We start from the raw sequence: 19,858 nt of genomic DNA on the forward strand, positions 1-19,858 counted from the left end.
CAAGGTTAAACAATAAAGCTCGCACCCTGTTCAGCCGAAGAAACGGCTTGGCGCATGACTTTAAATAGCTCGCGTCCCCACATTTGTTGATCGCGTTCGGTATCTAACGCCAAAGCTTGGCGATGGCTCATGTCGGTCCGATTTTCGAGTGTTCCCGTACTGCAATCCAGACGAATGAGGTCGCCATCGCGCACTAAACCAATCGCCCCACCGCGCACCGCTTCCGGTGATACATGAATCGCGGATGGAATTTTGCCCGACGCACCGGAAAGGCGACCATCCGTTACTAACGCGACTTTGAATCCGGCCTTTTGCACGTTGCCCAAAATCGGCATTAATTTATGCAATTCAGGCATGCCATTCGCCGCAGGTCCATTGTGCGTGACGACCACGATGCAGTCTTTATTAAGCTCGCCACGCTGGTACGCCGCTTCCACTTCATGCTGACACTGGAATACCACCGCGGGCGCTTCAATGATGCGCTGGTCATCTTTCACCGCGGAAACTTTAATCACCGCTCGTCCTAAGTTACCACTGAGCACTTTGGTACCACCGGTGGTTTGGAAGCACTCGCCACTGGCGGCAATCACTTGCGCATCGCGCGTACCTTCACAAGGTGACCAACGCAGTTCGCCCTCCACCAACTCAGGCAGTGAGAGTTGATCACTAAACTCACCAAATACGGGCGTTACATCCGCATGCAGTAATTGGGCTTCATGCAAACGCTTCATCAAAGCAGGCACTCCACCCGCTTGTTGGAAGGCATTCATATCCGCAGGGCCATTCGGGTAAACCTTAGCCAACAGTGGAACGACATCCGACAGATCACTGATGTCCTGCCACGTCAGCAAAATCCCCGCTGCGCGTGCCACTGCCAACATATGGATGGTGTGATTGGTACTGCCGCCAGAAGCCAGCAGAGCCACAATACCATTGAGCAGGCTTTGCTCGGTGACCACTTGATAGAGCGGGCGATATTGAGCTGAACCTTGCGTCATGCTGGCAATTTTCACGGTCGCGGCATCATTGAGGGCTTGGCGCAGCGCCGAATGAGGATGCACAAACGCCGAACCCGGCAGCATCAGCCCCATGGCTTCAAACACCAATTGGTTGGTGTTGGCGGTGCCGTAGAAAGTACACGTACCGGGCGAGTGGTAAGCCTGACACTCCATATTCAGTAGTGCATCTTTACCCACTTCGCCCGCCGCATACTTCTGGCGAATATCCACCTTCTCTTCGTTGCTGATGCCGGTTGCCATTAAACCCGCAGGCATAAAGGCGGTTGGAAGATGGGCGTAAGAGAGCGCACCCATCAGTTGTCCCGGAGCTATTTTGTCGCAAATACCGAGCAGTAAAGTGGCATCAAACACATTGTGACTGAGGGAGAGTGCGGTTGCCTGCGCAATCAAATCCCGCGAAAACAGTGACATATCCATGCCCGGCTGACCTTGAGTCACGCCATCGCACATCGCAGGTACACCACCCGCCACTTGCGCAGTGTGACCGTACTCTGCCAAGACACTTTTGATGCGATCGGGATAGTGCTGATAAGGCTGATGCGCACTGAGCATGTCATTGTAGGAAGTCACAATCGCCACATTGCTGCGCGTGAAATCGAGAATCGCTTTTTTCTCCGTGCTGCAAGAAGCCGCAACCGCATGCGCCAAGTTGCCACAAGAAAGTGAGTTGCGCCCTTTGCCCGCTTTTTCTTGCGCTTGGCTGCGCGCAATGAAGGCGGCACGTGCTTCTCGGCTGCGCTCAACCAGATTCTGAGTAACCTTGGCTAAAACCGGATGAATCATAACGCCCCCTGCTGCTCTTCCAAGGCAAGAAGGGCGCACTGCACAACTTCAGCAACTTCACCATCAATTGGGATAATCAGGGTTTGCGGCTCACCATCAGGGCGCTCTAAGGTTTCAAACTGACTGTTGACCATGTTCTCTTTCATGAAATGACCTTGGCGAGCACGCATGCGTTCCATGATCAGTTCTTTCGAGCCGTCCAAGAACAAGAATGTCACGTTTTGGTTGCCTTCTCGGATCTGGTCGCGGTACTGCTTTTTGAGTGCCGAGCACACAATCACGCCATGTTCATTTTTGCTCTCAAGGCTGTAAGCGGCATCGCGAATTCGCTCTAACCAAGGCTTACGATCTTCATCATTGAGCGGCTGGCCGGAGGCCATTTTCTGAATATTGGCACGCGGATGGAGATCATCCCCATCAATGAATTTTCGCCCGCTCTGCTTTGCCAATAACTCACCAATGGTGCTTTTACCGCAAGCACAAACTCCCATCACAATGATGCTACTACCGGCCATAACGACTCCTTAAAACCAAACTTGCGCGTGATCGCATTTTTAAAATTCACTTCGAAATATGGGTTTATCTTATTCATGTTATGGGTAACATGTTACCGGTAACTTCACTAAATGTGAGCTATAACACAAACTATAAATCTGGACGGTGAACTCATGGACCCCTTACTACAAACCTCTGATCCTACGTATCTATTATCCGTGGCGGCGGTTGCCATTATTGCGCTACTGCTGCTGATTATTCGTTTTAAAATCCACGCTTTTGCTTCACTGACACTCGTCAGTTTAGGCACGGCGATTGCCACTGGCGTCGCATCTGACAAAGTGGTTTCGACCATGATGAGCGGCTTTGGCGGCACGCTGGCCTCGGTGGCTTTGCTGGTCGGCCTTGGCGCCATGATTGGTAAAATCTTGGAAGTGACTGGCGGGGCGAAAGTGCTGGCGGATACGCTGATCGGTCGCTTTGGCGAACAGCGCGCACCGTTTGCGCTGGGCGTGGCATCGCTGCTGTTTGGCTTCCCAATCTTCTTTGATGCGGGCCTGATCGTGATGATGCCCATCATCTTCAGCGTCGCGAAGCGCTTCGGTGGCTCACCACTGAAATACGCGCTGCCTTCAGCAGGTGCGTTTGCAGTAATGCACGCGTTTGTACCACCACATCCGGGGCCTGTTGCGGCGGCAGAACTACTTGGCGCAAACATCGGCTTGCTGCTGATTGTTGGTTTGCTAGTGGCTATTCCTACTTGGTACTTGGGTGCTTACCTATTTGGCCTGTATGCCGGTAAGAAATTCGATATCCCGCTGTCTAAAGCCTTCTTCAATACCGATGCGATCATTGATGAAGCCAAACTGCCAAAATTCGCTACTGTAATGACCATTCTGGTATTGCCTGTGCTGCTGATTTTCATGGATACCGGTTTGAACACCCTTGCGGTCGCGGGCATCATCGATGGTAAAACACCTGTGGTGGAATTCCTGCGTATGCTGGGCAAAACACCGATTGCTCTACTGATCACTTTGCTGGTTTGTTTGACGGCGTTTGCCAAAGATTACGGCATGGCACGACTGGAAAAACTGTGTGGTGATTCTCTTGCACCAATCTGTGCGGTGATTTTGGTAACTGGTGCTGGCGGCATGTTCGGTGGCGTACTGCGCGCGAGCGGCATTGGTAGCGCACTGGCGGATGTATTGTCTGACACTGGTATGCCAATTGTGATTGCTGCATTTGTGATTTCCACCTGTTTGCGTGTGGCACAAGGCTCCGCAACCGTAGCGCTGACCACCACAGCAGCCCTAATTGCACCTACTGTAGCGGCGACCACTGGCCTGTCAGAACTTGACCTGTGCTTTATCGTGATTTCGATTGCAGGCGGTGCTACTGTGCTTTCACACTTTAACGATTCTGGTTTCTGGCTGGTTTCACGTTTGATGGAGATGGATGAAAAAACCACTCTGAAAACTTGGACTGTGATGGAAACCCTTTTGGGCGGTATCGCCTTCCTGATTGTGGCAACACTCAGCTTTATTCTGTAGAGGTATGGACTCATGACCATTGAACAACGATTAAGAGCGATCAAAATCGTCCCTGTTATTGCGATTAACGATGTCGCTCACGCACTGCCACTAGCCAAAGTGCTGGTTGAAAACGGCTTGCCTTGTGCAGAAGTGACTTTCCGTACGGAAGCGGCGGCGGAATCAATCCGCATCATGCGTGAAGCTTACCCTGAGCTACTGATCGGTGCTGGTACTGTGCTGACTAGCGCACAAGTGGACGAAGCCATTGCGGCAGGTGCCGACTTCATCGTGAGCCCGGGCCTCAACCCGACCACAGTGAAATACTGCCAGCAGCGTCAAATCGCAATCATCCCGGGGGTTAACAACCCAAGTTTGGTTGAACAGGCAATGGAAATGGGTCTACGTACGCTGAAGTTCTTCCCTGCTGAGCCTTCAGGCGGCATTGCGATGCTTAAAGCGCTCAGTGCGGTTTACCCAGTCAGCTTCATGCCAACCGGTGGCATCAATCCAAACAATGCTCAAGAGTATCTGGCGCTGAAATCCGTCGTGGCTTGTGGCGGCACTTGGATGGTTCCAACTGACCTGATGGACAAAGGCGAATGGGATGCGCTAGCGGAGCTCGTACGCAACGTCTAAATCAGAGACTGCAATAGAATTACGAAAGACCAAGCCATGCTTGGTCTTTTTTTGCGCGGCATTTATGCAAAACCACATATGAGTTCTTAGGCTAGACCTTTCATTTTTATGCCAATTCCTCGGCATGTTCAAAATTCACCCACTCAATATCAAGTGCTGAAATAACACTTGAATCAATAATGAAAATTACTATCATTTGCAATTCATTTTTAGAGTGAATGCATTTTGCTCTATCCATTGCCCAATAATAAATAGAGTTCATCTTTTATGTGTTACTTTGCTCGCCCAAAGACGTTAGTCTGTCTCGCGGTTCTTGCTGCCACCGCATCGGCTCACGCCGAACAAGAAACCTTAGTCATCACCAGTCAACAAAGCCAACTGCCAGAAGTGGCCACCGCAACCCGCACCGCAACACCGGCGAAACTGATACCACAAACTATTGATTCACTTTCAACAGAAGAATTGACCGCTTTTGGCTCACCTAATCTCAGCGAAGCCTTGGTCGGTGTACCGGGTGTCAATGCCAACGGAGATACCCGTTTTGATGGTGTCAACATTCGCGGCTTTTCCGCCAGCAACGATTTTTACCTCGATGGTTTTCGTGATGACATGCAATACACGCGTGATCTCGGCAATATCGAGCGTGTCGAGGTGCTCAAAGGCCCTGCTGCGGTTCTGTATGGGCGTGGCAGCACAGGCGGTATCATCAACCGCGTCAGCAAAGTACCGCACGCAGGTGATGCCGCGAGCGTTTCCGCACGGATTGGCAGCCATGATTACCAACGCCTTGCCGCGGATCTCAATGGTGAAGTCAATGAGCAAGTGCAAGTTCGCCTTAATATTGCTCAAGAAGATTACGGCAGTTTCCGTCAAGGTGTTGAAGGCAAACGCACTTTACTTGCCCCTTCTCTCAACTGGGACATCAATGATGACTTAAGTTGGCTTATCCAGTATGAACAGCATTCCCATCACCGCGTACCGGATCGTGGTATTCCTGCGGTGAACGGCTACCCCGCCGATGTTCCAGCGAGCAGCGTTTACAGCGATACCACCCGTGACTTTATTGATGATGATATCGCAACCACACGCTCACGCATCACTTGGGCTTTCCACCCAGAATGGCAACTGCGCCAACAACTGAGCTACACCAAGCTCGATAGCCAGTTTGATAACACTTACGTGACTCGCGTCAGTGGCGACCAAGTTACCCGCAGCCGTTGGCAGCAAGATCTGCAAGCCAACAATCTGATCAGCAATACGGAAGCTGAAGGCACCTTCAACACAGGCCCGATTGCCCACCGAATTTTGATCGGTTTAGAGCAAGGCTGGCAAGAGCGCTCTCCAAAGCTATACCGCAATAAAAACAACATCCCAAGTGGTAGCCTGTACCAACCGGACTCACTGCCGACTTACAATGGCCCCATGTCGCTATTTAGTGATGCCAACCATAAAGTTCGCAGCTACGGTATTTATGTCCAAGATCAGCTGCAATGGGGAGATTGGATTGTGGTCGCGGGTCTGCGTCACGATGATTTCACGGTGACCACCCATCGCAACGACACCAATAAAGAAGAGACACTCTCTTCAAACAGCTTGAGCCCACGTTTGGGCGTAGTGTGGAGCCCAGTGCAAGAACATGCTCTGTACGGTTCCTACTCACAAACCTTTACTCCAGTGGGCGGTGGTTTAATTGGCATTACGCCGGGAGACAAAAACAACCAGCTCGATCCTGAACACTCACGCCTGTATGAAACTGGGGTAAAAAGCGATTGGTTTGATGGCCGCATCTCAACCACCTTGTCCGTCTATCGCTTAGAAATGTATAACCGCCGCACGCGTGATCCGCTCGATCCAAGCCGTTATGTGCTCACTGGTTTACAACGCACCGATGGTATTGAGTTGAGCAGCCGAGCACTCCTGACCGATGAATTTTCTCTGCGTGGCGGCATTGGTCTGCAAGATGCGAAATATGTCGAAGCCGATACCAATGAACAAGGTAAACGCCCTACTAACGTATCCCGCCTGAACGGCGAGCTGTTTGTGGCTTACCAATCCGCGGCGGATGGCTGGTTCGGTGAAACCGGTTTTGTGGCGGTAGGCGATCGTTATGCCGATCGCGCTAACACCACCAAACTACCCGGATACGCTCGTTTTGATGCCCGTGTCGGTTACGAATGGCAAGCATGGCGTGCACAGTTAAGCATCGAGAACTTACTCGACAAAGCTTACTACCTGAGTGCCACCAGCAGTTCACAAATTCAACCAGGCGCGCCACGCGAGTTTTACCTCACCGCGTCTTACCAGTTCTAAACACCGATACTCTCTCGACTTTCAAGTCGAAAGGGCATACACAGGAGAGCTGGCCTAACGGCCAGCTTGATTATGAAACGTCATCACTTACCACTACATAACAACAAATGGGTACGCCGTCTGCATGCATGGTGTGGTTTTTTCACTCTGTTGCTGATGCTGTTGTACGGAATCACTGGTTTATGGCTATCGCACCGCGCAGTCTGGCCATTGCCCGGCCCACACACCAACAAGAGTGAAGCGCAGTTGCTCTTAACTGAACCACTGAATTCGGTAGACGCTTTCCAAGCTCACCTCTTTGCCCAATTTGGTCAAAAAGATTGGACGGTGCGTGAAATCACCTCGCAATATTTACCAACCCCAGAGCAACCTTTGTTAATTCCTGCTCGTTGGGAAGCGCGATCCACCACGGTAACAGAGACTTACAGCGCCCAATATGTACCCGGAACCTTGCTAATTCAGACTCAACAACAGCAGGCCAATTGGGCAGCGGTACTCAATCGTCTGCATCGAGGTATGGGGACAGGTATCGGCTGGCAGTTATTTTCTGACCTTGCAGCCCTAGCAATGCTGTTGCTCGCACTCACCAGTTTACTGATGTGGACCAAATTACACGGATCCCCAAAGCGTGCGGTATGGCTACTTATCGCGGGCGTGATCGCCACAGGTTGTTTCGCTGCATTTGGCTAACTCAAAGACAGCAGAACGTTTTTATTCATTACGACCATGCTCATTTCAACTCGCTGATCAGAAAAGAAATCTGACACTGCGCACAACTTCACCACTTTGCCCCTTTGGTCGCATATACCCATCTATGAACTGTTTGTTACAGTCTTCCGTGCGATGAAAATTTCAACAACGCGTCTGCCCGTCATATCTCAAGGAGTGATGCTTATGACTTCTATTAGCTTGCGCCGCATCTCGATTCGTAATCGACTCTTTTTTCTTACTGCTGTCATTTTATTACTGCTCTCGGTTCCGTTTGCCGTGACCATTCAGGATTACCAACAAGACCTGATGATCGCCAAACAAACCAAAACTCAACATCTAACCGAAAATGCTTACGCCCTGTTGGAATACTATGCTCAGCAGGAACAACTAGGCACCTTAACCACGGAACAAGCACAACAAGCCGCAAAACAGGCGATTGCCGCTCTGCGCTATGGTGACAACGATTACTTCTGGATTAACGATTCCACCCCAAGCATGGTGATGCACCCGCTGAAACCTGAACTCGATGGTAAAAATCTCAGCGACTTCAAAGACCCTAATGGCAAAGCGCTGTTTGTGGAGATGGTGAATGTTACTCGTCAACACCAGCAGGGATTGGTTGAATACCAATGGCCAAAACCCGGTGCAGATAAGCCTGTAGACAAAATCTCGTATGTGAAATTATTTAAACCTTGGGGTTGGATAATCGGCACGGGCGTTTATGTCGATGATGTTAACGCCATCATTTTGAACCGCATGAAATCCATCTTACTGCTGTTTAGCGGAGCGTTTATCGTCATGTTGGGACTGGCGATGGTAATTGGACGCAGCATAGTTCAACCTTGCCGTGACACGCTGCAGGCTTTGCAAGATATCGCGCAAGGTGAAGGAGATCTCACCCGTCAATTGACTGTACAGGGCAAAGATGAATTGGCGATGATCGCCAACTCTTTTAACCAGTTCACTGCTAAGATTCGCTATATCGTGCAAGATATTACTCCAATCACTGAGAGCGTCACCGGTTCTGCCGATGAACTCACCCAAGTCGCGCAGAGTGCTTCCAGCAAAGCCTACGAACAGCATCAAGCGGTGGATACCGTGGCCTCAGCGATGAATGAATTGCATGCTTCAAACCAAGAAGTCGCCCAAGCGGCCAACCAAGCCGAACAAGCAGCACGCAGTGCTGACAGTGCCGCAAGCCAAGGCCGACAAGCGATCAACCAAACCTCTTCGCACATGCAAACCCTGCGTGATCAACTGACTCGTACTGAGCAAGAGACTCAAATGCTTGCTCAGGAAACCCAATCGGTCAGCGCAGTATTAGAAGTGATCCGTGGCGTGGCAGAACAAACCAACCTTCTGGCGCTCAACGCCGCAATTGAAGCCGCGCGTGCTGGCGAACAAGGCCGCGGTTTTGCGGTGGTAGCGGATGAAGTACGCACCTTGGCCACTCGCACTCAATCCAGCACCAATGAGATTGAGCAGATCATTAGTGGCTTGCAAAAGAAAGCGCAGAGCGTCAGCCAATCCATGACTCAGACTCAACAGCAATCGCGAGTCACTCAGCAGCAAGCAGAACAAGCACAACAGATGCTCAAGGAGATTGAAACCGAGATCCAAACCATCTTGTCTTTCAATCAGCACATCGCCGAAGCCAGCGCGCAGCAATCTGAGGCCACCAACGAAATCACCCGTAACTTGACTCACATTGCCGAGCACAGCACTCAAGCCTCTGCGCAAGCTAACCAAGTGGCGGCCGCCAGTGAGCAGCTGATGGAAAACGGTCAGCAACTCGCCCGCAGTTTTGCGGTGTTTAAGATCTGATCCGCTTTGCCCTGTTTCACCCTAGATTGCACCATAAAAAAAGAGAGAGCCGTGAGGCTCTCTCTGTGTATCAGCGTCCATTGGGGAATTACGCTGTCTTTATAGGGTGATTCAAGCTGGCTTAGTCTTTCAGCACTTTCACGGTGTAAGCGCCATCTTTTTGGCGATACAAGCCATGAATATCAGTCTCAAAACCTGGGTAGTGCGCGCCGATTTCACACAGCATTTCCAAGAAATCCAACACTGGACGAGAGCTGTCTGTCACCATTTCACCTGGCAGTACCAATGGCACGCCTGGAGGATAAGGCAGGATCATATTGGCACTTACTCGGCCAACCATGTCGTTCAGTAGAATTTCTTCAGTTTGACCACGCAACTCTTGTTGCCATGCCACATGTGGCGTTACTTTCATCTCTGGCAGCACATCAAACGCTTTGTACATCAGCTCTGGCAGTTGGTATTTGCGCGTTAAGTCGTGGATGCCTTGCGCCAGCTCCTGAATACGCATGCCTTCGTAGAAAGCTGGGTCTTCACGGTACAGTGAAGGCAGCATGGTACGAATGGTCAGGTTCAGATCATAACCGCGTTTGAACTCAGTCAGGCCACGCAGCAGCTGCATTGCTTTTGACTTATCAATACCGATAGAGAACAGGAACAGCAGGTTGTAAGGGCCGGTTTTCTCGACCACGATGCCGTGTTCATCGAGGTATTTAGAGACCAGAGACGCCGGAATACCGCTCTCTTCCAACTCGCCATCTTTGCTCATTCCCGGAGTGAGAAGAGTGATTTTGATTGGATCAAGATACATGTGGTTGTCATCAAGATTCTTGAAGCCATGCCAATCTTGGTTTGGATCGAGTTTCCAGCACTCGGTGGTATCAATGTTCTCAGGTTGCCAAACATCGAAGAACCAGCCTTCGCTCTCGCCTTTCAGACGTTTGATCTCTTTACGGAAGCGAATCGCACGGTCAATCGAGTCCTGCATCAGCTTACGGCCGGTGTTGCCACGCATCATCGCCGCGGCGGTTTCAGTCGATGCCACAATGCCGTACTGCGGTGAGGTTGAGGTGTGCATCATGAAAGCTTCGTTGAACGACTCGCGGTCAAACTCACCTTTGACATGAATCATCGAAGCTTGCGAGAACGCCGCCAGCAGTTTGTGAGTGGACTGTGTTTCGTAGAACACTTTGCCCGGCATTGCTTCACCACTCATGCCACACTTGCCTTCATAAATACGGTTGAAGTTAGTGTAAGGCACCCATGCACTGTCGAAGTGGATGTGTTTGCAATCCAACGACTCTTTGATGAACTGGGTGTTATACAGCAGGCCATCGTAAGTCGAGTTGGTGATCACCGCGTAGCTTGGCGCACTCGCACCCGGAGTGTTTGCCACTTTCTCAGCAATCACTTCACGGCTGAATTCACTTTGTGGAATACCACCGAGGATGCCGTAAGCGTTACGGGTTGGGCGGAAGTAAATCGGGGTGACGTCCGTCATCATCATTAAGTGAGTCAATGATTTATGACAGTTACGGTCAACCAGAACTGTGCTGCCCGCAGGCGCTGAGAACATACCGACGATCTTGTTCGAGGTCGATGTACCGTTGGTCACGATGTAAGAGGCATCGGCATTGAAAGTGCGCGCGATGTACTCTTCCGCTTCTTTGTGTGGGCCGGAGTGATCCAGCAGTGAGCCAAGCTCTGGCATCGAAATCGATACGTCCGCTTTGAAGGTATTTGGACCGTAGAAATCGTAGAAAATACTGCCGACGGGGCTTTTCTGGAACGCGGTACCACCCATATGGCCCGGAGTACAGAAGGTGTATTTACCCTCTTCTACATATTTGAACAGCGCCTTAGTAAACGGAGGCATGATCGCGTCTTTGTACTCTTGAGTCGCTTGGTTGATCTTGATGGCAATGTCGTCCGCCATACCCAATGCGTATTCGAAGAAATGCACGTTCAGGCGCAGGTCAGTCAGTGAAATATCCAGAGTCGATTGCTCGTTAGCAAAGGCATGCACTGGCAGTTTATCGTTGATATTGCTGATGCGCTCACACAGCTCCAGCGAATATTTATCCCAGTCGAACAGCACGCCGCAAATGCGTGGGTTCATCTCAATCATCTTGATCAGATCTTTGTCATCAACTGGGTAAACCACTTCATAACCGGCTTTTTCGAGTGCCGCGTGTAGTTGGCGAACTGGCTCTTCTTTAAAGAACACACCCATGTGGTTCAAGATAGCGAATATATTCATTTGGACATCTCCAAGGCGAAAAAGGGCGCTCTCTGTGCACCACACAGTGAGTAAGATGAGCGCCATAGTGAATTCAGAAAGCTGGCGTGGCAGACGCCAGCAGAATCAATCAGTGATTAGCCGAAGCTTGTTGAGGGTGAGTCTCAAGGTATTGAGCAAGACCCGCTTTTTTGCTGTAGAACATCAGAATAATCAGCGACATGATGAAGGTTGCAGTCAGTGTTGAACCTTCAGCCCCCGCCAGCGCCACCATACAGAACAGGCTGGCAATACCGGAGAACAACATCACAAACGTATTGCGAGTAGTCATGCCCTCGAAGCGGATCAGGTTAATGCTGGAGTAGAAATAAGGCAGCATGGTCAGCAGTACCGCATCGGTGGTCAGTTGGTTAAACAGATCTGAAGCATGCGCGGTTTCTGAGCTGAAGAACATCAGTACCAGCATCAGCAGCGTCATCATGCTTGAAGCAATCAGCAGACCTTTTTTAGGCACGCCATTGCGATCGGTTTCGCCGAAGATTTTCGGGAAGTTGCCATCGTTAGCGGCGCGTTTACCTGCTTCGCCTACAAGCATCATCCAAGAACCGAGCGAAGTGAAACACGCCAACGCTGTGAAGGCAGAAACAAAGGGCGCAGTCCAGCTACCAAACAGTTCAGTGGTTGCCAGTGCAAAAGGTGCACCGGATGCCGCGACTTCAGAGGCAGGGAACATACCGCTGATCATTTGGGTGGAAAGTACGTAGATAATACCCGCAATACCGGTACCCAGCATGGTGGCTAGCGGAACCGTACGTTTTGGATTTTCCACCATACCGGAAGAGACCGCAGCCGATTCCACACCCACAAAAGACCACAGGCAAATCAGTACCGCAGTGATCACTGCATGGCCATCGCTACCCGCAGACACATTCCAGTTTTGGCTGTAGATGGCACTGTCAAAGTGCGTCCAACCAAACAGAGCGGTACCCACAACAGGGATCAGGATCAGCACCAAACCAATGGTACATAAGCGGCTTACCCAGCTACCCCCAAGCAGGTTCACTAAAGTAAACAACCAAACCGAAGCGATGGTCGCTAAACCTGCTGGAATCGGGTCATTCAACACCGGGAAGAACACTGATAGGTAAGAAACACCGGTAATCGCAATCGCTAGGTTGCCGATCCAGTTAGCGTGGTAATAGAGCACGCCCGTTTGGAAACCAAACACCGGTGACACTTCCCCAGCATAAGCAATCGGGCCGCCGTCTTGCGGGTTTTTGGTTGCCAAACGAGCAAACACAAACGCTAAACTTAATGCACCGATAATGCAGATAATCCAGCTATAAATGGAAATAGAACCTACGCTCGCAAGCGTAGAAGGAAGCAGAGCAATACCACTGCCCATCATGTTACCAGCCACAACACCCGTACAGGCGATCAGGCCAATTTTCTTTGCATTTGATGACATAACATCTCCAAATCGATTCTACTTAAGTTACAAAACTCAAACTGAATGGTTAGCGAGATGTCATGAGTGCAATCACCTGCGCTACCTCGCTAAATTTCGAGGTGCAGACTACGCCCAAAAAACCTAAAAAAAATAAACTTACGGTTATCAATAAAATGATGAGACAAGAATGAGTTTCTTGATATCAACCTGATAAACACGGTAGATAAAAACCATTATTTTCAATGCATTAAATAAAAATCTAAAATCATCATCCTTGCAGAGTAAAAATATCAACATGAGAACTTTAGGATAAACAGGCTGGTGAATGAGTCCGTACGTATGAGGTTTATCTCTCTTTTTTGAAATGAGCATGACGAAATGAGGATTAACCAATCACGCTAAGATTGCATCGCCCCATAACTGGGATAGAAGAAAACGCATTCACGACATAGCAGTATTGGGAAGAAGGGAATAGTAAGGCGCAATCCCTCCCCTGAACAGAGAGGGATTGAATGATGTGTGGCGAAAAAGGAGATGAGTCCGCTTATAGAATTACAACAAACGCACCGCGGAAGGATGCACCGAGCGATACATAGCGTAATCGATCGATTTCAGGTTGGAGTGAAACACCAAGTTTTCGCACAACAAGTAAGTTTCCAGCGAAGTATCCATATAAAACGCTTCACTGTAGGCATCACTTGCCCCATCCAAATCGCCTTTTAACTCGGCGTGTTTGCCCTGCAAAACATAAGAGAGCACCGATTCTCGCAAGGCTTGTGCTTGCACTAAATAATCCGCAGCTCTTTCTAACTGGCCATCAACCGTCGCTTGTAAAGCCAACGCTTCATAAATCCTCGGCTGAACAACCCCACTGAGTGACTCACTGGCTTGGCTCAGGCGTTCACTCAATAGCAAAATCCGCTCTTGATTCGAGGGTTCTTTGCCAGCTAAGGCTTGCTGTACATGGTAGGCAATCAGCAATTCGGCTTGTACATAATGATTTTTCGGCTCTAGGGTCAGAACCTGCTCAAGCAGATCAATCCCTTTTTGGAATTGTTGACGATCCGATAAATTCAGATAGTGGTTGGCACGAACATACAACTCTAGTGCCGACGCTTGGCTCGGAAAGTCCACCAACAACTGCTGCGCTTGTTGCTCTGCGTTAGGTACTTTCAAGGCCAGCATAATATCCAGTTCAGCATTTTTGAGTACCGTTGCTAGGTGCTGGCTATCCAGCGGATATTGGCGGCTAAACAAAATGGCATCAGAGGAGTTGTTCTTTAACTCCAAATCCAAAAATGAATGCCCTTCCTTATCATTCACACGCACCGTTACCGATTTTCCGGGCAAGATCCCCGACGTAAACGCCGCTTTACTGAGCATCACACGATAGTCACTGACCTGAGTAATGTCTGCCATCAACTTTTGGGCAACTCCATCCGCCAGATCATGGCTCAGCGCTTTTGAGTCAAAATCATCCTGAAACTTAAACTCAATCAAATGGGTATCGACGACTTGGGTAATCCGCACTTGCGACTGCTTAATCGTGAAAAAGCCCATGGCGACAATCACTAAGCCAATCCAGAGTGCATTGAGCAGATTTAGCCGCCAACGGCTCACATTAGGCTGGCTGGTTTTCTTTGGCTGTTGGCTGTGGCAAACCGCGCGGGTTAATGGCCCAGCAGGAAACACAATCTCGGCGACAGGTTCATCCGCCTCTGGCGCATCCGGTTCAGAAGGAGGCTCACTTGGCAACGTTTCTTCTTGGCGAGCAGAGAGATAAGGGTTGCTATCGAGACGTTGTACGTTAGCCACCAGCTTGTAGCCCCGTTTCGGCACTGTCACCACATAACTGAGGTTTTCTTCGCGTCCGTCACGTAGCAGCTTACGCAACTCAAAAATGGATTGTGTGACCACTTGGTCGGTGACTATTGCCCCGTCCCAGACGTGTTGAATGAGTTCTTCACGGCCAAATACCTCTCCGGTATGTTCCGCAAGAAAATGCAGTAAGTTGATAAGACGTGGCTCGGCCGAGACCTCCCTATCTTGGCGATACAGCTTATTCTCATCAATGCACAGAACCCAGTCATTGATTTGAAAATAGATTCCAATCATAGAACAGCTCTTTGTATCAGGAAGATAGCATCAGAAAACAGGTTGAAGCACATAAGAAACCCGCCACCAATGAGGGGCGAAATTATAATCGTGCCTAACGGTTTCACCTACTATTGATAATACTAAAAAATGCAAACTTAGGTTGAACACTCCCGCTTGAAATGTTGCTGAACGCCCTTACCTTTATGACGACTTCGTGACTTGGAATACTTATTCCAACGCCGCCAAAATCGAGCAGTGACTAGCATTATCCTCAACGTGCCCGCAGCAGGCATCATTGATTTTTTTCAGCGCGCTTCGAATACGCGTTAGCTCTTCAATCTTTTGATCAATCACTGCAAGTTTAGCACTAGTAATGGCTTTCACTTCGGCGCAACTGTGCTCTGTCGCTTCCAAACGAATTTCGAGTAGTTCTTTTATCTCATCCAAACTCAGCCCTAACTCCTTGGCTTTTAAAATAAAAGCCACCTGTTTCAGGCTCTTTTCATCGTACATTCGATAACCGGATTCAGTGCGGGTTGCCGGAACAATCAGGTCATTTTTTTCATAGAAACGCAGCGTATCGGTTGAAACTCCGCAGCGTTTAGCTAACTCTCCAATCTGAAACATAACTGCTCCTCTTCCCTTCCTACTTGAAGCGGCAGCGGTGTTGGCTACGTTCGCTCACCCCAATCACATAGTCTGCCTATACTCATGGGGATTCACTCACTTGCCGCCTACCTGCCACTCCAAGTAGTTTGGTATATTTAAGCTTTCGTTAAAATTTGTGCTTGAAAAACCGTTTTTTAGCGATTATTTTTCCCATGCCAAACGATTGCGCGAGATCTTTTGTAATAAATTGGTTAGAATACGCGCCATCCAAATTCCGGCGGATAAGGTGTTTCCCCAAACTGTTCTGTTACCTTTCGCTCACTCAGGATTTGAAGTGAACTTCAAACCACTACAGCGCAACAGATCACTTTCGGCAAATATCTTTTAAAGGAAAATGGAAGCATGAACAACGCTCGTCCTATTCACCGTGCGCTTCTCAGCGTATCAGATAAAACCGGCATTGTTGAGTTCGCTAAAGCGCTCGCGGAACGTGGCGTTGAGCTGCTCTCAACTGGTGGCACTGCACGCCTGCTCGCAGAGCAAGGCCTTGCGGTAACGGAAGTTTCCGATTACACCGGCTTCCCAGAAATGATGGACGGGCGCGTAAAAACCCTGCACCCGAAAGTGCATGGCGGCATCTTAGGTCGTCGTGGTCAAGACGATGCGGTGATGAACACCCACGGCATCCAGCCGATCGATATGGTGGTGGTGAACCTCTATCCTTTCGCACAAACCGTGGCTAACCCAAATTGCACGCTGGCCGATGCCGTTGAAAACATCGATATCGGCGGGCCGACTATGGTGCGTTCTGCAGCGAAAAACCATAAAGATGTGACCATTGTGGTGAATGCGCACGATTACGACCGTGTTATCCGCGAAATGGATGCTAACCAAAACTCACTGACATTAACCACGCGTTTTGATCTGGCGATTGCCGCTTTTGAACATACCGCTGCGTACGATGGCATGATTGCTAACTACTTCGGCACGCTCGTTCCTTCTTATGGCGATAACAAAGAAGGTGATGAGGAATCCAAATTCCCACGCACGTTCAATGCGCAGTTCATCAAAAAACAAGATATGCGTTACGGCGAAAACAGCCATCAAGCAGCGGCATTTTATGTGGAAGCCAACCCACAAGAAGCCTCAGTGGCAACCGCGCGCCAAATTCAGGGTAAAGCCCTTTCTTACAACAACATTGCTGATACCGATGCCGCACTAGAGTGCGTTAAAGAGTTCAGCGAGCCAGCCTGTGTAATTGTGAAACACGCTAACCCATGTGGTGTAGCGCTGGGCGACGATCTGCTGCAAGCCTACAACCGCGCTTATCAAACCGATCCAACGTCTGCATTTGGCGGCATCATTGCCTTTAACCGCGAACTGGATGGTGAAACCGCGCAAGCGATCATCGATCGCCAGTTTGTTGAAGTGATCATCGCACCGAAAGTCTCGCAAGCGGCAATCGACGTCGTCGCAGCCAAACAAAACGTACGTTTACTTGAGTGTGGTGAATGGCAAGGCCAAACCACAGGATTTGATTTGAAGCGCGTGAATGGTGGCTTATTGGTGCAAGACCGTGACCAAGGCATGGTGGCACAAGATGACCTACAAGTGGTTTCCACTCGTCAACCCAGCGAAGCTGAGCTGAAAGATGCTCTGTTCTGCTGGAAAGTGGCGAAATACGTGAAATCCAACGCGATTGTGTACGCCAAAGGCGACATGACCATCGGCATTGGCGCAGGCCAAATGAGCCGTGTTTATTCCGCGAAAATCGCGGGTATCAAAGCCGCCGATGAAGGCTTGAAAGTGGCGGGCAGCGTCATGGCATCGGATGCCTTCTTCCCATTCCGTGATGGTATTGATGCCGCGGCAGAAGCAGGCATCACTTGCGTGATCCAACCAGGTGGCTCAATGCGCGACCAAGAGGTGATTGATGCGGCCAACGAACACGGTATGGCAATGATCTTCACTGGCATGCGTCACTTCCGTCATTAATTCGTATTATTCGTATGGGGTGCAACGCGCCCCATCTTGTTTAAGTAAGGATTTCACAATGCAAGTTCTCATCATCGGCTCTGGCGGTCGCGAACACGCACTGGCGTGGAAAGTGGCACAAAACCCACAAGTTGAAACCATTTACGTGGCTCCCGGTAATGCGGGCACCGCCCTTGAGCACAAGGTGCAAAACGTCAACATTGGTATCACCGATATCCCAGCACTGGTTGCCTTTGCCCAAGATAAAGCGATTGAGCTGACGATTGTTGGCCCAGAAGCACCATTGGTGATTGGTGTGGTTGATGCGTTTCGTACAGCGGGTTTACCCATTTTTGGCCCAACCCAAGGCGCTGCTCAACTGGAAGGCTCCAAAGCCTTCACTAAAGATTTCCTCGCTCGCCACAACATTCCAACCGCGGCTTACGCCAACTTCACTGAAATTGAGCCAGCTCTGGCTTATGTGCGTGAAAAAGGTGCGCCGATTGTAGTGAAAGCGGACGGCTTGGCTGCTGGTAAAGGCGTGATTGTTGCGATGACTCTGCAAGAGGCGGAAGATGCAATTCAAGACATGCTGGCAGGAAATGCCTTTGGTTCAGCAGGCAGCCGTGTGGTGGTTGAAGAATTCCTCGACGGTGAAGAAGCCAGCTTTATTGTGATGGTTGATGGTGAAAACGTACTGCCAATGGCCACCAGCCAAGATCACAAACGTGTTGGTGATGCCGATACAGGCCCTAACACGGGCGGTATGGGTGCTTACTCTCCTGCGCCAGTAGTCACTCAAGAAATTCATGATCGCGTAATGCGTGAAGTGATTTACCCAACGGTGCGTGGCATGGCAGCGGAAGGCAACACATACACTGGCTTCCTCTACGCGGGTTTGATGATTGATAAAACTGGCGCGCCAAAAGTGATTGAGTACAACTGCCGCTTTGGTGATCCAGAAACCCAACCGATCATGATGCGTCTGCAATCTGACCTCGTTGAGCTGTGCCAAGCGGCGATTGCAGGCAAGCTGGATCAAGTGGAGTCTAAGTGGGACCCTCGTGCCTCGATCGGTGTGGTACTGGCCGCTGGCGGCTACCCAGGCGATTACGCCAAAGGTGACGTGATTTCAGGTCTACCGACTCAAGAAACCGCAGGACAAAAAGTGTTCCATGCGGGCACCGAAACCCAAGGCGACCAAGTGGTGACCAATGGCGGTCGCGTACTGTGTGCCACTGCACTCGGCAATACGGTATTAGAAGCGCAGCAACGCGCTTACCAGCTCGCCGATCAAATCCGTTGGAATGGCATGTTCTGCCGTCGCGATATCGGTTATCGCGCGATTGCGCGTGAGCAAGCCAAGTAATCCGGCATTCACCGCCTTATCAATACAAAAAAGCGCGAGATTCGCGCTTTTTTATTTCATTTCTGTACTCGTTCTCATTGGGATTAGTGAATTTAATCCAGCAACTCTGGCTGTTCCACGCAGCCGTGATCGGTATCATCCAGCAATAGCAACTCGTCGATGTGCACTTTGTCGTTACGGATCTTGCCTAAAAACGCTACATAGCTTTCGATAGAAGCGAGGCGGTTAAACACAAAGCTGGGCAGCGTTTGATTAAACTCGACTCGTTGGTACTCAACGCCTGCACAGGTTTCAAACACTTTGCCATTCCAATAACCTTGGATTAGCTCTAACCCCTTTTTATCTTGCTCTTTAGTGGCTTCTGCAACGGCTTTGGCTTGCAATACGTAATGCGCAAGCTGTTCTTCACTCATTGGCAGCACTTTTCCCGCCAGTCGATACTGTTGGTACACTGCTTCGCCTTCTTTGCTAAAGCGGATATGCACGCTGAACGGCACCAATTTTTTACCATCGAGATGCTCACCTTCACGACGAATTTCACGCATTTGCCCCTCTTCCCAGTGGTAACTGGTTTGGTAGCTGCCGTAATCGCCGGAAGTCACATAGTCTGAGGCTGAGCTTGGTTTTTGAAAACGCTCGGTATACCAATAAAAACTGGTCGCATCACCAATCGTTTTACCACCAGTAAATTGATTGATCTGCTCAAGGTTAGGATTGGGAGTAGAAGAGCACCCGGCCAATAGACCAGATACCAAAAGAAGGAAGGATAACTGCTGCTTCATAAACAAAAACGCCGAGATGTTCTATCTCGGC

At 49.9% G+C, this 19,858-nt stretch carries 14 protein-coding genes and 1 pseudogene; 8 read left to right on the forward strand and 7 right to left on the reverse strand.

Translation table 11 applies throughout. The annotated features are described in order from the left end of the window. Positions 1-5: 5 nt before the first annotated feature. Together edd and D908_RS08690 are read right to left on the reverse strand one after the other, a co-directional pair. A complete protein-coding gene (gene edd / locus D908_RS08695; protein WP_005524776.1) occupies positions 6-1,802 on the reverse strand; it encodes a phosphogluconate dehydratase in 1,797 nt (598 codons plus the stop codon). Beyond that, positions 1,799-2,317 (reverse strand): gluconokinase, encoded by a 519-nt coding sequence (locus tag D908_RS08690; RefSeq protein WP_000919101.1) that lies wholly within the window; start codon positions 2,315-2,317, stop codon positions 1,799-1,801. Before D908_RS08690 ends, edd begins: the two co-directional genes overlap by 4 nt. A gap of 153 nt (positions 2,318-2,470) precedes the next feature. Here D908_RS08690 and D908_RS08685 point away from each other — a divergent pair, with 153 nt between their 5' ends. From D908_RS08685 to D908_RS08665, 5 genes are all read left to right on the forward strand, one after another. Beyond that, positions 2,471-3,847, forward strand: a complete 1,377-nt coding sequence (locus D908_RS08685) for a GntP family permease (RefSeq protein WP_005524777.1) — start codon at positions 2,471-2,473, stop codon at positions 3,845-3,847. 12 nt (positions 3,848-3,859) lie between these two features. Next, the gene (locus D908_RS08680) at positions 3,860-4,465 is read left to right on the forward strand and encodes a bifunctional 4-hydroxy-2-oxoglutarate aldolase/2-dehydro-3-deoxy-phosphogluconate aldolase (RefSeq protein ID WP_000151472.1); all 606 of its coding nucleotides are present in this window, start codon (positions 3,860-3,862) and stop codon (positions 4,463-4,465) included. 267 nt (positions 4,466-4,732) lie between these two features. After that, complete coding sequence (locus D908_RS08675) at positions 4,733-6,775, forward strand: TonB-dependent receptor (protein ID WP_005524778.1); 2,043 nt, start codon at positions 4,733-4,735, stop codon at positions 6,773-6,775. 72 nt (positions 6,776-6,847) lie between these two features. Further along, entirely contained in the window at positions 6,848-7,465 is a 618-nt protein-coding gene (locus D908_RS08670) for a PepSY-associated TM helix domain-containing protein (RefSeq protein WP_050557233.1), read from the forward strand. Positions 7,466-7,669: 204 nt separating this feature from the next. Then, positions 7,670-9,310, forward strand: coding sequence for a methyl-accepting chemotaxis protein (locus D908_RS08665; RefSeq protein ID WP_005524780.1), 1,641 nt, complete (start codon positions 7,670-7,672; stop codon positions 9,308-9,310). Positions 9,311-9,431: 121 nt separating this feature from the next. Here D908_RS08665 and D908_RS08660 read toward each other — a convergent pair whose 3' ends face one another. The 4 genes from D908_RS08660 to zntR form a co-directional block, all read right to left on the reverse strand. Next, on the reverse strand, positions 9,432-11,567 hold the full coding sequence (locus D908_RS08660) for a lysine decarboxylase CadA (protein ID WP_005524781.1): 2,136 nt from the start codon (positions 11,565-11,567) through the stop codon (positions 9,432-9,434). A gap of 109 nt (positions 11,568-11,676) precedes the next feature. Continuing rightward, entirely contained in the window at positions 11,677-13,014 is a 1,338-nt protein-coding gene (gene cadB / locus D908_RS08655; protein WP_000097421.1) for a cadaverine/lysine antiporter, read from the reverse strand. Positions 13,015-13,548: 534 nt separating this feature from the next. Next, positions 13,549-15,111, reverse strand: a complete 1,563-nt coding sequence (gene cadC, locus D908_RS08650) for a lysine decarboxylation/transport transcriptional activator CadC (protein WP_005524782.1) — start codon at positions 15,109-15,111, stop codon at positions 13,549-13,551. A gap of 210 nt (positions 15,112-15,321) precedes the next feature. After that, positions 15,322-15,720, reverse strand: a complete 399-nt coding sequence (gene zntR / locus D908_RS08645; RefSeq protein WP_000486331.1) for a Zn(2+)-responsive transcriptional regulator — start codon at positions 15,718-15,720, stop codon at positions 15,322-15,324. Positions 15,721-15,877: 157 nt separating this feature from the next. Between zntR and D908_RS20485 the strand changes: the two are divergent. The 3 genes and pseudogenes from D908_RS20485 to purD all read left to right on the forward strand — a co-directional run. After that, positions 15,878-16,021 (forward strand): annotated as a pseudogene (locus D908_RS20485) (phosphoribosylamine--glycine ligase); the annotation flags it as partial. A gap of 83 nt (positions 16,022-16,104) precedes the next feature. Next, complete coding sequence (purH, locus tag D908_RS08640) at positions 16,105-17,697, forward strand: bifunctional phosphoribosylaminoimidazolecarboxamide formyltransferase/IMP cyclohydrolase (RefSeq protein WP_005524783.1); 1,593 nt, start codon at positions 16,105-16,107, stop codon at positions 17,695-17,697. 58 nt (positions 17,698-17,755) lie between these two features. After that, the gene (gene purD / locus D908_RS08635; protein WP_001197697.1) at positions 17,756-19,045 is read left to right on the forward strand and encodes a phosphoribosylamine--glycine ligase; all 1,290 of its coding nucleotides are present in this window, start codon (positions 17,756-17,758) and stop codon (positions 19,043-19,045) included. A 92-nt stretch (positions 19,046-19,137) separates the two neighbouring features. Here purD and D908_RS08630 read toward each other — a convergent pair whose 3' ends face one another. Beyond that, entirely contained in the window at positions 19,138-19,827 is a 690-nt protein-coding gene (locus tag D908_RS08630) for a DUF1481 domain-containing protein (protein WP_000813305.1), read from the reverse strand. Positions 19,828-19,858: the final 31 nt, after the last annotated feature.

The sequence above is a fragment of the Vibrio mimicus CAIM 602 genome, assembly GCF_000338875.1.
Lineage (GTDB): Bacteria > Pseudomonadota > Gammaproteobacteria > Enterobacterales > Vibrionaceae > Vibrio > Vibrio mimicus.